The sequence below is a fragment of the Vibrio sp. 1580 genome (assembly GCF_033340055.1).
In genome coordinates this window covers 54,930-69,905 of the sequence record NZ_JAWOVT010000017.1, presented here as the reverse complement: position 1 = coordinate 69,905, position 14,976 = coordinate 54,930, and the positions used below count along the sequence as shown (strand labels likewise).

Here is a 14,976-nt window from a genome sequence, read left to right as displayed (position 1 = left end):
ACCTTAAACCCACTTTCATATTGAAACCTTGCATCGAGAGGCCGGCTTCCCTCTGGCGATGCTTTCTAAGCCCTGTTATGAGTGAAGTGGAACGCAGTTTTGTGTGGTTTCTGCAGTCTCGAGCGCTAGTTTTGAGCCCCTGTGCTTAACTTACCAAAGCTTCCTTTATTATTACCTGGAAAATTTATTCAATAGGTTATGTTATTTTCGGGGGAGATTTCTCTGCTTTAGATGTTTTGATTTAGCCATAGGCGCTTATTAATATAAACTCAGCGCATTTAAAACTTTCCAAACATGGATTTTGTTTTGTCGATCTATTTAAGCCAGTGTCTTAAAGTATATTCGCTACTTCTTCCCTCTAACCCTCTCCAACCTTCAAAGCCACCACTACGTACGTATAACGTGAGCGGTATAGGTGCTTTCATAGCTGTGTTTGCTGAGTAAGTCGTTCACCTAGCACATTGACTGAGGAAAGGTCTTCTTTCAGTGGATCTTCGTCTAAGTCACGATAGTTTTTAATAATTATCTGGTACTTTTTATTCTAAAGGTGTACGCTTCACATCGAATATTTTTTCGACAGTAAATCATGTTATATCTCTTGTTTAAAAGCTTTGTAAGAAGGCTGAACTCCGTGCAAAAAACGCGATGAAGTGTTGCTCGGAGTCTTAAATTAATCTTCATCAGGTGTTTTATGTGTGGGTAGCTTCGCTGAAGTTATACGCAAGTGCTTGTACACCTGATAAAAGAGAAGAGATGGCCGGTGATATTTCATCATCGGCCTTTTTGTATCTGTTAAGCAGCTACAAAGCATTTCCCAGTATTGAAATAAGGGCCGGTATTGATCACCGGCCCTTTTTTATTTGGTTGAAAACATGAGTATTTTACAAGTTAAAAATTTGTCTTATCAGATAGCCGATAAGACATTATACAACAACGTGACCTTTCGTATTAACGTGGGAGAGAAAGTAGGTATCACCGGAGCGAATGGTGTTGGAAAAAGCACCTTATTGAAACTGCTTTTCGGTGAATTATCTGCAGATAAGGGCCGCATTGAATGGTTACCAAGCCTTGAGGTAGGGTATTTAGAACAACATTTTAAGATCGATAATGTGCTGACAGTTCATGAGTGTTTAAAGGGCTCTTTTGAGAGTTTATACGCTGCAGAGCAAAAGCTTTGGACTTTGTATCATGCGATGACCGAGTCTCACTCTACATCTCTTTTAAGCCAAGTCGCTCGGCTACAGGCATATTTAGAAGATGAAAACTTCTATGCAATTAATACCAAAATTGAACAAGTTGCTGTAGGTCTTGGCATTTATCAATTTGGCTTAGATACACCGCTTGTCTCGCTAAGTGGCGGTCAAAGACACAAAGTCCTTTTAGGCAGGTTGTTACTTCGCAACCCCGATGTGTTAATTCTTGATGAGCCGACAAACTATCTTGATGCTCCGCACATTGAATGGCTAGTCACGTTTCTCAATGATTACATTGGCACCGTTTTACTGGTTTCTCATGATGTTGATTTCCTTAATCAAGTAGCGACCAGTATTTGTGATATTGATTATCAAACGGTTCGAAAATACAGCGGCACTTATGTCAAAGCAATGCAGCAAAAGCATCACGATGGTGCTTTGATAGAAAAGCAATATAAGGCTCAGCAAAATGAAATTCGAAAGTTAGAGCAATTTATTGCCAAAAATGGCGCTGGAGTTAACGCGAGTCTTGCTAAAGGGCGTAAGAAAAAACTGGATAAAATCGAACGTATTCAACTGAATAATGTAGAGAAAGTATCGATGTTTGACTTTGCTTACCAGCCCATTGGGCAACCGAATGTGATTGACGCAAAAGCGTTGATGATCGGTTATCAGCAGCCTCTGCTTCCAGTGTTTGATATCACGTTAGCGCGCGGGGAAAAGTTGGTTGTTGCTGGCTTTAACGGCGTGGGTAAGTCGACCTTACTTAAAACCCTGATGGGGGAGATCGAGCCACTCTCTGGTGAGGTGGTATTGGCAAAAGGTGCAATAATTGGTTATTTTTCTCAAGATTTGTCTTGGCGCCATCCTCAGAACACGCCTGAACAGGAGCTGTGCTCTTGTGCGCCAACAATCTCAAGCAAAGAGTCACGCAAGCTATTAGCTCGCTTTGGGATTACGGGGGATAAGACGCAGCGCCACTTAGATACATTGAGCGGTGGTGAGCAAACTCGGGTGAAACTGTGTTGTTTATCGGTTCAGAAGTGCAATGTTTTGCTGTTGGACGAACCAACAATACATTTGGATAGCAGCAGCAAAAATGCGCTTAAAGAGGCTCTCCAGCGCTTTTCCGGTAGCGTGATTGTGGTATCTCATGAGAAGGCATTTTTGCAATCTTGGCCTGATAGAGTTTTAGATATTTCGTTGCTCACTTGTGCTGAATCGAAAACAGAACAGGAGGTGGAGCTATGATGCAGTCCATGATCCTATTTCTCGTTGCTTTTCTTGTTGGTGCTGATGAGTTGATGCTTGGATCTATTCTTGAACCTATCGGAAATGATTTAAGTGTTCAACCGAGTCAGGTGACCTTATTTATTACGGCATATAGTTTAGCCATAGCAATTTTCGCTCCTTACTTGGGCCGTTTATCAGACCGAGTTGGGCGTATTCGAATCATGGTGCCTGCTTGCTTTGTATTTGGGGTTGCGTCTATTACGACGGGCATAGTTCATGATTTTGAACTTGCTATTGCAACTCGAGTGATCACTGGTATTGCAAGTGCAGGCATGTTGCCAATTGCATTCGCGTTAGCGGGAGACGCGAAGGGTAATAGAGCGATGCGTCAAATTGTGATGGTTCAGGCGGGATTAACGCTAGGTATGATAACCAGCCCGGCGATCGGAGCATTGTTGACCCAGCTTTTATCATGGCGTGCCGCTTTTATTATTTTGGGCGTTGCGGCTCTTCTTGTCAGTGCCATGAGCGTAGTGTTCATGAACAACAAGCATAATGAGTCCAAGAAGTCAGATACTCTGCCACCTATCGCAGACGTCATTCATCTTCCAGGCGCGTTGAGAGCGATTCTAGCGATGTGTTTAGGCCTAGGGGGAGGTATTGGTGTATTTAACCTGATAGGCCTCCATATTCGAGATACCAGCGAGTTGGCGCTCGGTTGGGTGGGCGCTATTTATGCTGCTCTAGGGATCGTTAGTGTGGTTGGAAATATGTGCGTGGGGAGAGCTTGCCGTTGGCTTGGTAGCTCTCGAGCCGTTATGCGAGTGGCTTTAATGGTGTGCATACCTTGCAGTGCATGGGTGTTCTCAAATGAGATGAGTACGGTGACCGCTTATCTTCCAGCTCTAGTGCTCTGGTCTCTTGCTGGAGGGGTAGGCTCTCCGGCGTTACAAGCACATATAGCAAGCTTATCTGATGAACATCGAGGTGTGCTGATGTCTTCTGGAATGAGTATGATGCACTTTGGTGTCGCGATTTGGTCTGCCTTGGCGGGCTTTGCTTATTCTGTAGGTAGTGAATGGGTCGCTGTCGTGGCTTTGTTATTGTTTGGCTCAGCGGTAGTTATATTAAAGCCAGTTGGTAATGCTGAACAAAGTGAGCGTTATTCGTAGTGTTTTAGTAGATAAAGAAAAGCCGTTACCTAAAAAGGTAACGGCTTGTTCCAAATACTTTTTGAAAGCCGGTCTTAGTTCATGCCGTATTTCTTAAGTTTCTTGCGAAGAGTACCGCGGTTGATACCCATCATAGTTGCTGCGCGAGTTTGGTTACCGCGAGTGTACTGCATGATAGTATCTAATAGTGGCTGTTCAACTTCAGCTAGAACTAATTCGTATAGTTCTGTTACTTCCTGGCCGTTTAGTTGAGCAAGGTAGTTTTTAAGAGACGCTTTAACAGAGTCACGTAAAGGCTTCTGAGTAATCTGGTCTTGTGACGTTACTGTAGTTACTGTTAATGCTTCTGAAGTCAGATTTTGTTCGAACATATTCGGTCTAGCTCTTCTCTTAATTATGATGCAACGTTATCAAAATAACCTTCTAACGCCTCAATTTGCAGCGGAGCTGCGTCGATAGCGTTGAAGGTACGGCGAAACTCACTTGCCTGTTCATGCTCTTTCAGGTACCACCCAACGTGCTTACGCGCGATACGTGGACCTAAGAACTCCCCATAAAACTCATGCAGAGCATTTACATGACCAAGCATAATGGTTTTCACTTCCTCAGTTGGAAGTTCCTCCATTGTGGTGCCGTTTTCCAAATAGTGATGGATTTCCTGGAAAACCCAAGGACGACCCTGGGCAGGGCGTCCAATCATTAAAGCGTCCGCACCGGTGTACTCCAGTACAAATTTGGCTTTCTCCGGGCTATCGATATCACCGTTCGCGATAACCGGAATTGAAATCGCCTCTTTTACCGCTTTAATGCTGTCATATTCGGCCTCACCTTTGTACATACATGCTTTCGTTCTGCCATGCAGAGCAAGAGCTTGTATGCCGCAGTTTTCGGCTAACTTAGCGATCTGGACACAGTTCTTGTTGTCTGTATCCCAGCCAGTTCGAGTCTTTAACGTTACAGGAACGTCCACTGCATTCACGACCGCTTTCAAAATCTCTTCGATAATGTTTGGGTATTGAAGCAGAGCAGAGCCCGCTAGCTTCTTATTCACTTTTTTTGCCGGGCAGCCCATGTTGATGTCGATGATTTGTGCACCGTTCTCAACACTGAATTGAGCTGCGTCCGCCATAAGCTGTGGATCGGAACCCGCAATCTGTACAGAGCGAATGCCCGATTCGCCCTCGTGTACCATGCGCTGTTTCGACTTTGACGTTCCCCATAGTTTTGGGTTAGCAGACATCATTTCACTGACGGCCATTCCCGCACCATAGCGAAGACACAACTCGCGAAACGGTCTATCCGTTACACCAGCCATAGGGGCTACGATTAGATTGTTCTTAAGTTGATAGTTTCCGATTTTCAAAACGTCATCACAGTTCTGTACCAGCAAGGGCGCGCATTTTACGCATTTTTTCACTGCGTGAAAAGACTAATATTTGAGCATTTACAAATTGTTTTTGTAAATTGTATGAATTTCAAACAATTAGCTCTGAAAACCTTGTCTAGCCTTGCTTACGACCAGAGATGCGACACCATTCACTTTGCTCAACAATCGGGTCAATGTGAAGCTCGTCACGGTAATAGTTCGCAACATCTTCAGCTTGAGTGTCTAATACGCCGGACATAGCGAGGTCGCCATTTGGCTTAACTAGTCCTTTGATGATAGGTGCAAGTTCACGTAAAGGTCCCGCAAGGATGTTGGCCACAACGACGTCAGCGACGAGACCTTCTGGTTGATTTTGCGGTAAGTAAACTTCTAGTTTGTCTGCAACGCCATTACGCTCAGCATTGTCTTTTGAAGCAAGCAGGGCTTGAGGATCAATGTCGATCCCTATCACTTTTTCAGCGCCCAGTTTGATCGCTGCGATCGCAAGAATACCTGAGCCACAACCGAAGTCGATAACGGTCTTACCGCTTAAGTCCATGCTTTCTAGCCACTCAAGACAAAGTGCTGTTGTAGGGTGAGTACCCGTACCGAATGCAAGGCCTGGATCCAACATAACATTAACAGCGTCAGGATCTGGAATGTCGCGCCAGCTTGGGCAAATCCATAGGCGTTCACCAAATTTCATTGGGTGGAAGTTTTCCATCCATTCGCGTTCCCAGTCTTTATCTTCAAGCTGTTCTACTTTGTAAGCAAAATTGTCAGCCAGCATATTGCTCGCTTTAATTTGGTCGATGATGAAGTTAGTGTCTGCTTCTGCATCATACAGTGCCAGAATATCAGTATCGCCCCATAAGCGAGTTTCGCCAGGTAGAGGTTCGAATACAGGTGTATCCTGCGCGTCTAAGAATGTAACAGACAGCGCGCCAGTCTCTTCCATTAGCATATCGCCGATTTGCTCAGCGTTTTCATTGGTCGCGTTGAGTTTGATTTGAATCCAAGGCATTGGTTTTTGCTCTTAAAGTGAATGAAGTGGCGCAGAGTTTACCAGAACTCTACGATTTGTTTGAGTATATACCCAAATAAGCCGATTTATATGTTGAGCCCTTTGCGTACATATAAAACAAAAATGCCCACGGGAGTGGGCATTTTTTAAGACGTTTGCTTAGGCTTATTGTAAGCCAAGCTTCTTCTCTAGGTAGTGGATGTTTGCACCACCGTGTTGGAAGTTTTCGTCATTCATAATGGAGAATTGCAGTGGCACGTTAGTTTTGATGCCTTCGATGATCATCTCACCCAGTGCGTTTTTCATACGTGCAATCGCTACATCACGGTTCTCACCGTAAGTGATCAGTTTACCAATCATTGAATCGTAATGAGGTGGTACTGTGTAGCCTGTGTAGATATGAGATTCCCAACGTACACCCATACCGCCAGGAGCGTGGAAACGCTCGATCTTACCCGGAGATGGTAGGAAGCGCTCAGGGTCTTCTGCGTTGATACGACACTCAATCGCATGGCCACGGATCTTAATATCATCTTGAGTGAATGACAGAGGCTGACCCGCTGCAACACGAAGCTGTTCTTTGATTAGGTCGATGCCAGTAACCATCTCTGTTACTGGGTGCTCTACCTGAATACGAGTGTTCATTTCGATGAAGTAGAACTCACCGTTCTCGTATAGGAATTCAAACGTACCTGCGCCGCGGTAACCGATCTCGATACATGCACGAGTACAGCGTTCACCGATGTACTTACGCATTTCTTCGGTGATACCAGGTGCTGGAGCTTCTTCCACTACTTTTTGGTGACGGCGTTGCATTGAACAGTCACGCTCACCAAGGTGGATTGCGCCGCCTTGACCGTCAGCAATAACCTGAACTTCAACGTGACGAGGGTTTTCTAGGAATTTCTCCATGTAAACCATGTCATTGTTGAACGCCGCTTTTGCTTCAGCACGTGTCATTGCAATGGCTTGGATAAGGTCTTTCTCTGCTCGAACAACACGCATACCACGACCGCCGCCGCCGCCAGATGCTTTGATGATTACTGGGTAACCAATGCGCTTAGCAAATGCTTTGTTTTTCTCTTCGTCATTGTCTAGAGGGCCGTCAGAACCCGGTACACAAGGAACGCCTGCTTTCTTCATTGCATTGATAGCAGATACTTTATCGCCCATTAGGCGGATAGTGTCTGCCTTTGGACCAACGAAGATGAAACCACTGCGCTCAACTTGCTCTGCGAAGTCTGCGTTCTCAGACAGGAAGCCGTAACCTGGGTGGATAGCAACAGCACCAGTCACTTCTGCTGCAGAAATGATGCGTGGAATGTTTAGGTAGCTGTCGATACCACGAGCAGGGCCGATACATACGGTTTCGTCTGCGAGCAGTACGTGCTTAAGATCGCGGTCAGCTGTCGAGTGAACAGCGACGGTCTTAATACCTAATTCTTTACAAGCGCGAAGAATACGAAGTGCAATTTCACCTCGGTTCGCGATGACTACTTTGTCTAGCATAAGGCAAGCCCCGCTTATTCGATTACAACAAGAGGTTGGTCGAATTCAACTGGTTGGCCGTCTTCAGCTAGGATTGCTGTAACAACGCCAGATTTGTCCGCTTCGATTTGGTTCATCATTTTCATTGCTTCAACAATACATAGAGTATCGCCAGCATTTACTTTCTGACCCACTTCTACGAATGCTTTAGAGTCTGGGCTTGGAGAGCGGTAGAAAGTACCAACCATTGGAGAAAGAACTTGGTGACCTGCAGGTGTTGCTGCTGGAGCTTCTGCTGCTGGCGCTTCCGCTACTGGTGCCGCTGCTACTGGAGCAGGTGCCGCCGCTGGAGCTGCTGCGTAGTGAATTGGTGCTTGAGGGGCAGCAGTGCCATGACGGCTGATGCGCACTGACTCTTCACCTTCAGAGATCTCTAGCTCAGCAATGCCAGACTCTTCAACTAACTCAATTAGCTTCTTGATTTTACGAATATCCATCTTTTCTTTCTCTTTTATCTTGTGATTAAGACAACCCTCGTAGGGTTGCAGAGTGTTAGGGTTACTTTGCCTGTAGCTTATTGATCGCTGCAGACAGAGCAAATTCATAACCTTGTGCGCCTAAACCGCAAATCACACCCTCTGCTTTATCTGACAGGTAAGAGTGATGACGGAATGGTTCACGTGCGTGCACATTTGATAAGTGCACCTCAATAAATGGGATGGCGACGCCAAGTAATGCATCTCGCAGCGCCACACTAGTATGAGTGAAAGCCGCTGGATTGATGATGATGAAGTCAATCTTGCCATAGGCAGCGTGAATGGCTTCAATCAGTTCGTACTCACGATTTGATTGTAGGTGTTCCAGTTCTACCCCAGCGTTATGGGCTTGCTCTGTAAGAGTATCCACAACTTGAGCTAAGGTACTGTGACCATAGTGTGTCGGTTCGCGCAGACCCAATAGATTAAGATTTGGTCCGTTTAGAACAAGAATCCGTGACTTTGCAGACATTGTGTTGCTATCTTCCCTTATCGTGAGTGGAACGTTTATATTCCCAAATATACGATAGTTCAGCACGATTTTTTTGTTAAAACCGAGCAAATTTTAAAAAATCGACCAAGATTATAGCTAATTCATAGCAATTAGCAGCAATTTACTGGTCTAATCTCCTAATAGCCACTCTCGTTTCTGTAACCAAGTTAACAAAAACAACATAATTGCCATATTTTTTGTGTGGCCAATTTGTGCACTAAAGCAAAAAACCGCCATGAGTGATGGCGGTTTTTAAAGTGCTTTTAAAACAGTTGGTTGAATTTATGCCAATTCTGCTTTCTCTGCGATAAGTTTATCTACAACGCTCGGATCGGCAAGCGTTGATGTGTCTCCGAGGTTGCTAGTATCACCCGTTGCAATTTTACGCAGGATTCGACGCATGATCTTACCAGAACGAGTCTTCGGTAAGGAATCCGTCCAGTGCAGTACATCTGGTGTTGCAATTGGACCAATTTCTTTACGCACCCAATCTTTCACTTCTTTGTGTAGCTCTGCTGACGGGAATTCACCATCGTTCAAGGTAATGTAAGCGTAGATAGCTTGGCCTTTGATATCATGCGGAATGCCCACAATAGCGGCCTCAGCAATTTTATGATGTGCGACAAGAGCCGATTCTATTTCAGCGGTACCCATGCGGTGACCCGACACGTTTAGTACGTCATCAACACGGCCCGTGATCCAGTAGTAACCGTCTTCGTCACGACGAGCCCCATCACTAGTAAAGTACATTCCCTTAAAGGTTGAGAAGTAGGTCTGTTCAAAGCGCTCGTGGTCGCCATAAACAGTACGCATCTGACCTGGCCATGAATCAAGGATCACCAAGTTACCTTCTGCTGCGGTTTCTTCAATGATGTTGCCCATGTTATCAACCAGTGCAGGTTGGACTCCGAAGAATGGTCGAGTTGCTGAGCCTGGTTTTAAATCTGTTGCGCCTGGTAGTGGTGCAATTAAGATACCGCCGGTCTCTGTTTGCCACCAAGTATCAACGATAGGCGAGCTCTCGTTACCAATCGTTTTGTAGTACCACTCCCACGCTTCAGGGTTGATAGGCTCACCTACTGAACCCATCACACGTAAGCTTGAACGAGATGTCCCTGCTACCGCTTCGTTACCTTTTGCCATTAGTGCACGAATAGCGGTTGGCGCAGTGTAGAGAATGTTCACTTGGTGCTTATCAACCACTTCACTCATACGAGCCGTGCTTGGGTAGTTTGGAACACCTTCAAACAGAATGGTTTTGGCCCCGTTCGCTAGTGGACCATAAATTAGGTAAGTATGGCCTGTAATCCAGCCCACATCCGCGGTACACCAGAAGGTTTCTCCTGGTTGATAATCGAAGACATATTTAAAGGTCATTGCCGCGTAGACGAGGTAACCGCCTGTAGTATGTAGTACGCCTTTAGGTTTACCTGTCGAGCCAGATGTGTAGAGGATGAACAGCGGGTCTTCGGCTTTCATCTCTTCTGGTGGGCAAACGTCAGAAACGTTGGCTGTTGCTTCGTGCCACCAAACATCACGGTGTTCATGCCATTCAACATCACCACCTGTACGTTTAAGCACGACGACTTTATTGATGGTTTTTACGTCTGGGTTGGTTAGTGCTTCATCCACGTTCTTTTTCAGTGGAACAGCGCGTCCGCCACGTACGCCTTCGTCTGCGGTGATCACGACTTTAGCGTCAGAGTCGATGATACGGCCGGATAGCGCTTCTGGTGAGAAACCGCCAAATACTACGGTGTGAACCGCACCAATACGGGTACAAGCGAGCATAGCCACTGCAGCTTCTGGCACCATTGGCATGTATAGACACACCACGTCGCCCTTGCGTACGCCTTGCTCTTTCAATGCGTTGGAGAATTTACACACTTCTTTGTGCAGTTCGTTGAAAGTGAGTGTTTTGTCGTCGGCTGGATCATCGCCTTCCCAAATGATGGCGACGTCATCCCCGTGTTCTGCAAGATGACGGTCAATACAGTTAGCCGAGACGTTCAGTGTGCCATCTTCAAACCAGCGAATATCAACATGGCCAGTGTCGAAAGAAGTGCTTTTTACTTTGGTGAAAGGTTTGATCCAATCAACGATTTTGCCGTGTTCGTTCCAGAAGCCCTCTGGATCGGTTACCGACTGCTGATACATGGCTAAGTAAGTATCATTATCCGCGTGTGTATGAGTTTTAATATTTTCTTTTACCGGATAAACGTGGGCTTCGCTCATGGCTTCTCTCCTTGTGCCTTATTTCTCGGCCTTACACCAATCTAGATAAGATTTTGAATATATTTTTGTAGGGCTGTTTTTTGGTTCTAAATAACTTGGTCGTGGTAATGACGACGTTGTGCTTATAACTGTCAGTCACCGCGCGTATTTCCACAATTAGACTTTAGGATGAGAGTGATAGAAGCGCCGGGAAATCGCTGAAACAAAAGTATTTCTGGGAGCTAGGTCAACTGATTTTTATGTATACGGTGCGGTTAGGTTGGGTAAATCGCCTTTCGTTAAGCGGACAAAGACCAAAGCGGCAGAAATCGCGTCTTGCAAGGCGTCGTGTTTGTCTTGGATAGGAAGTTCGAGGTGTTTACAAATGGCATCCAGACTTAAGTCGAAATAGGCATTCGGCAAATGTCGTTCCAACTTATCGTGATAAATCTGACTGACCTCGATGAGTGGGTTAGGAAGTGGGAAGCCAAGTTGCCTCAGACAAGCAAGGTCTAAGATCTTTTTATCGTAACGAATGTGATAGCCCACAAGTGGTCGGTTGCCGATAAAGTCGAGCAGCTCGAGCAGCGCCTCTTTTTCACTGATGCCATCGACTAAGTCTTGGTGGCGAATTCGATGGATCTTGACCGAGCCAGAGTCGAGCGATTGCGGCGCGCGTAAGCGGACTTCAAATGGTTGACTGGTGATGATGCGGTTGTCGATGATCTTGGTGGCTGCAATAGTCACCAGCTCGGCGCGATTTGGGTCAAGGCTGGTGGTTTCGCAGTCAAGAGAGACGTATTCTGTTTTATCTGGCGTGCAAAACAGCGACTGATAAGGCGAGCCTTTCAATTTGTAATGCCAGTATTTGCGTTGTAACCAGTTCATTGCTTACGCCTCTGTGATTTATGAAAATCAGGGTTAATCACGAATTTGATAATGGAAGCCTAAAAATTGCTTAAATTTCTTCACCACATGTAAGCTGTGGCGAAGCAAATCACGCTCAGTTCTATCCAGTTGTTTAATATCAATGTTATTCAACGCTTCTTGCTTTTTGAGTTGCTGATTAAGGCGAAGTTTAAAGAACAATTTCAGTGCTTCGTTGAGATTATCTGCCGTTTCGGATTCTAAGATGCGCTTATTTCTCAGAGCTTCAATGCGCTCAAACGTGTTCTTCTCCTCAATGGCATATTCCAAAGACAAGGTGCGAATGCCGTGTACAATTGGGAAAATACCGCCGCGTTTAATGTCCAATCCGTCTTTAGCACTTTTTACGTTGCCAAATAGAGTTAGGGGCACCGAAAACTGCAAGGCAGGGCGAGTAAAGTCAGACAATATCAACATGCGATCTTTCATTGTGTCACGAAGATGCGCCGCAATTGGAGCCAGCAGCTCGCAATTCCCAGCAACAGCATGGGCGTCACTGAAAATAGCTAAGTCCATGATTTGTTCTGGTTCGGCTTTAGCTATCCAGTGGTTTAGGGTACTTATCCATTCTTGCTGTGTTTTGACCCATTTCGGGTTGTTAACCATCACTTTACCAGGGCAAAGTGGATAACCGAGCTGTTGTAGGGTGTGTGTGAAGGATTGCATCACTTGTTCGCAATGAGGCCATTCCAAACCATCTTGAATAATCAGGGCATTGTCTTGATCGGTTTTGAGAATTTGCTCTCCTCGGCCTTCAGAGCCGAGTACGATCAAGCAACAATGGTCGTGCAAGGCTGGTGGTATCACTAACTCGAACGCTTTCTCGATAATTTGTTCGTTTACGGCTGAGATAAGCTCCATGATGAAGCGAGTGCGGATGCCGTTTTTCAATAAGCTCTCGACCAATTGACGTTGGCGGTTTGAGGCCAAAGCGAGCTCTTCCACGCTGCTTGCTCGAGCAATACTGAGCGTTAACACGTGAGAGTGGGTTGAGAACGCGCTGAGAATTTGGGTCATATCCAGCATGCCGACGGCTCGGTTGCCTTCACATACCATGAGGCGTTTCATTCTATTTCTGGTCATTGTGATCATGGCGTTGAATAGAAAGTCACCATCATCAACGTGATAAACAGGAAAGCTCGCGATCTCACCCACTGGTGTGTCGAGCGCGCAACCATCTATCATCACAGAATGCAGCATATTAGTACGAGTCACTATTGCGTACGGGTGGGCTGATGGCCATTTTTCCAATCGTGGATCATCGCCATGGAGTTGAACCAATGCAGCGTCAATCCCATTTTCTTTTAAGGAACGTGTTACCTCGTTAATTGGTGTATTTGGTTCAAGGATCATCGGTGGGTGATAAATGCTGCGGTCAACTTTAGTGAGAATAAACTCCGCTAAGTTTTGCTGTTGATGGGCCGCTTCGATGAGCTCTTGCCGTTTCGATAAATTGTTATCGAAATAGGCTGCAAACTGGCCATTTTCGTTGTAAAGGGCAAGGAAAACTTCTTTCGGCAGTAGGTAAGAGAGCGTGTCCTCAAGCGCGATGTAGTGATGACGTACCTTGTCTTCAAGTAACGAGCGTACATCGAACATATCGTCGTTGGCATAATGTGCGAACACTTCCTGTTGATCGTTGGAGCGCTCTTCTACCGCGCCTTTGATCAGAATATGTAAGTGGGGGTTCTTCTGTCCGCAGGATAAAATAACATCTCGAGCTCGATAGTAGGCGACGTCCAGAGACGATCGCAGTCGCGATTGTTGTGCTTCAGTTAAGCGATCGAACGGTGGAGATTGCATGTTAAATTTGTCAGGCATGAGAACACCCAATAATGATGGAAGGAACACTCTCTAAGTCTGACAAATTTCTTACCGGAAGCCAGACGACTTTGGTCTAAATTACGATGTTTTCGTTTGAAGATGCCAAATGTCGCAAAGTTAGTATTCCATCGAGGAAACGATAAGTTTCTTATTCTTCCCTTTTTATAATACGCATGGCGATCCATAATTCCCGGCTCGAACGTTGGTGTTCCCGTTTTAGGATATTAGTAATGTTGAAACCTTCTCCGTATGGCTGGATTTCCCAGTACTTTCTCGGATTCTTCTTTGCGTATGGCGTGTATCTGCCATTTTGGTCACTTTGGTTTAAGGATCAGGGCGTATCTTCGACAGATATCGGTTTGCTGGTCGGGTTAGGCCTTGCGACACGTTGTGTTGCCAATATCGTGATCACCCCACGAGTACACAAAGTCGAACATCTTATGCCTGCTTTACGTTGGTTGAGTTTCGCTGCCCTCCTTTTTGTTGGATTTCACTTTTTTACGGGTGGTAGCTTTTGGTTAATGGCACTAGCGACAGTGTTGTTCAATCTTTGTTGTGGACCGATTATTCCGTTGTCGGACGCGATGGCAAATTACTACGCTCGCCTGAAAATGCTCGATTATGGCCGCACGCGGCTATGGGGTTCGATCGCCTTTATCGCAGGCTCGACGGCAGTGGGCTACCTGGTGGCTGAATTTGGCTCCGATATGATCTTGTACACTGCGATGTTCGGCGTGTTTATCTCGTTGCTGTTTGCTATGCGACCGACTAACCCAATGCCTGTAACGCATGGTGGGCAAAGCGCAGAACGTCCAAAGCTGACCGCTCTTTTGACTGACAAACCGATACTAAAATTCTTAGTGTTGGTGTCACTAATTCAGGGCAGTCATGCGGCTTACTACGGCTTTAGTGCGATTCACTGGAAGGCCGCTGGTCACTCGGAAGATGTCATTGGCTACTTGTGGAGCTTAGGAGTGGCCGCAGAAGTGGCAGTGTTTGCACTGAGTAAGCGCTTATTCGTAGGTTGGTCAATACGCGCGCTGTTTATTGCTGCTGCCGTTGGTGTAATGATGCGTTGGGGTATTACGGCGTCGACAACATCGATTATTGCTTTGGTGATTGTTCAACTACTACATGGTGTGACTTTCGCTACCGCACACATTGCCGCGATCCAATATATCCAAAACTCCGAAGAAAATAAGATCGTAGCGTTGCAAGCGTTGTATAACGCGATTCCGTTGGGCGCATTTATCGCGTTAATGACCGTATTGAGTGGTTGGGGTTATGAGCACTGGGGACCGCTTGTGTTCTGGGGCATGGCCGCGATGGGGTTATTGGCTCTGTTCATCAAGCTTGATTCGCAAGACCCACATCAGGTGGTTGATGTATCAGACAAGCCACTTGAAACTCAGAATTAGACTTATGTAACAAAGGTTAAAAACTAAGCTTTGTCTCCTTTATCAAAGCAGTGTTAAATAAACCTCTCCCTCATGGAGAGGTTTTTTT

At 45.8% G+C, this 14,976-nt stretch carries 12 protein-coding genes; 3 read left to right on the top strand and 9 right to left on the bottom strand.

What is annotated here, in order from left to right:
• Positions 1-872: 872 nt before the first annotated feature.
• On the top strand, positions 873-2,444 hold the full coding sequence (locus R7093_RS21165; protein ID WP_047104282.1) for an ABC-F family ATP-binding cassette domain-containing protein: 1,572 nt from the start codon (positions 873-875) through the stop codon (positions 2,442-2,444).
• A complete protein-coding gene (locus R7093_RS21160; protein ID WP_047104280.1) occupies positions 2,441-3,598 on the top strand; it encodes an MFS transporter in 1,158 nt (385 codons plus the stop codon). Before R7093_RS21165 ends, R7093_RS21160 begins: the two co-directional genes overlap by 4 nt.
• Positions 3,599-3,672: 74 nt before the next feature.
• On the opposite strand, the gene fis is transcribed toward R7093_RS21160, so the two are convergent.
• The 9 genes from fis to R7093_RS21115 all read right to left on the bottom strand — a co-directional run bounded on the left by fis (position 3,673) and on the right by R7093_RS21115 (position 13,467).
• Positions 3,673-3,969, bottom strand: coding sequence for a DNA-binding transcriptional regulator Fis (fis, locus tag R7093_RS21155; protein ID WP_000462885.1), 297 nt, complete (start codon positions 3,967-3,969; stop codon positions 3,673-3,675).
• Between the two features lie 23 nt (positions 3,970-3,992).
• Positions 3,993-4,961: a tRNA dihydrouridine synthase DusB gene (dusB, locus tag R7093_RS21150; RefSeq protein WP_318146792.1), complete on the bottom strand. Its 969-nt coding sequence runs from the start codon at positions 4,959-4,961 to the stop codon at positions 3,993-3,995.
• 139 nt (positions 4,962-5,100) lie between these two features.
• Complete coding sequence (gene prmA / locus R7093_RS21145) at positions 5,101-5,988, bottom strand: 50S ribosomal protein L11 methyltransferase (protein WP_005382507.1); 888 nt, start codon at positions 5,986-5,988, stop codon at positions 5,101-5,103.
• Between the two features lie 165 nt (positions 5,989-6,153).
• Positions 6,154-7,497: an acetyl-CoA carboxylase biotin carboxylase subunit gene (gene accC / locus R7093_RS21140; protein WP_005382509.1), complete on the bottom strand. Its 1,344-nt coding sequence runs from the start codon at positions 7,495-7,497 to the stop codon at positions 6,154-6,156.
• A gap of 14 nt (positions 7,498-7,511) precedes the next feature.
• Positions 7,512-7,973, bottom strand: coding sequence for an acetyl-CoA carboxylase biotin carboxyl carrier protein (gene accB, locus R7093_RS21135; protein ID WP_005386355.1), 462 nt, complete (start codon positions 7,971-7,973; stop codon positions 7,512-7,514).
• Between the two features lie 61 nt (positions 7,974-8,034).
• Positions 8,035-8,484, bottom strand: coding sequence for a type II 3-dehydroquinate dehydratase (gene aroQ, locus R7093_RS21130; RefSeq protein ID WP_005382360.1), 450 nt, complete (start codon positions 8,482-8,484; stop codon positions 8,035-8,037).
• A gap of 303 nt (positions 8,485-8,787) precedes the next feature.
• Positions 8,788-10,740: an acetate--CoA ligase gene (gene acs / locus R7093_RS21125; protein WP_005386359.1), complete on the bottom strand. Its 1,953-nt coding sequence runs from the start codon at positions 10,738-10,740 to the stop codon at positions 8,788-8,790.
• Between the two features lie 237 nt (positions 10,741-10,977).
• Positions 10,978-11,607: a 3'-5' exonuclease gene (locus tag R7093_RS21120; protein ID WP_005382363.1), complete on the bottom strand. Its 630-nt coding sequence runs from the start codon at positions 11,605-11,607 to the stop codon at positions 10,978-10,980.
• 33 nt (positions 11,608-11,640) lie between these two features.
• Entirely contained in the window at positions 11,641-13,467 is a 1,827-nt protein-coding gene (locus tag R7093_RS21115; protein ID WP_005382365.1) for a DUF294 nucleotidyltransferase-like domain-containing protein, read from the bottom strand.
• Positions 13,468-13,700: 233 nt separating this feature from the next.
• Here R7093_RS21115 and R7093_RS21110 point away from each other — a divergent pair, with 233 nt between their 5' ends.
• Complete coding sequence (locus R7093_RS21110; RefSeq protein ID WP_005382367.1) at positions 13,701-14,888, top strand: 3-phenylpropionate MFS transporter; 1,188 nt, start codon at positions 13,701-13,703, stop codon at positions 14,886-14,888.
• Positions 14,889-14,976: the final 88 nt, after the last annotated feature.

Coding starts and splice junctions, on each gene's coding strand:
- aroQ (WP_005382360.1), bottom strand. CDS start 8,484: ATGTCTGCAAAGTCACGGATTCTTGTTCTAAACGGACCAAATCTTAAT.
- R7093_RS21110 (WP_005382367.1), top strand. CDS start 13,701: ATGTTGAAACCTTCTCCGTATGGCTGGATTTCCCAGTACTTTCTCGGA.
- acs (WP_005386359.1), bottom strand. CDS start 10,740: ATGAGCGAAGCCCACGTTTATCCGGTAAAAGAAAATATTAAAACTCAT.
- accB (WP_005386355.1), bottom strand. CDS start 7,973: ATGGATATTCGTAAAATCAAGAAGCTAATTGAGTTAGTTGAAGAGTCT.
- prmA (WP_005382507.1), bottom strand. CDS start 5,988: ATGCCTTGGATTCAAATCAAACTCAACGCGACCAATGAAAACGCTGAG.
- R7093_RS21160 (WP_047104280.1), top strand. CDS start 2,441: ATGATGCAGTCCATGATCCTATTTCTCGTTGCTTTTCTTGTTGGTGCT.
- accC (WP_005382509.1), bottom strand. CDS start 7,497: ATGCTAGACAAAGTAGTCATCGCGAACCGAGGTGAAATTGCACTTCGT.
- R7093_RS21115 (WP_005382365.1), bottom strand. CDS start 13,467: ATGCCTGACAAATTTAACATGCAATCTCCACCGTTCGATCGCTTAACT.
- R7093_RS21120 (WP_005382363.1), bottom strand. CDS start 11,607: ATGAACTGGTTACAACGCAAATACTGGCATTACAAATTGAAAGGCTCG.
- R7093_RS21165 (WP_047104282.1), top strand. CDS start 873: ATGAGTATTTTACAAGTTAAAAATTTGTCTTATCAGATAGCCGATAAG.
- fis (WP_000462885.1), bottom strand. CDS start 3,969: ATGTTCGAACAAAATCTGACTTCAGAAGCATTAACAGTAACTACAGTA.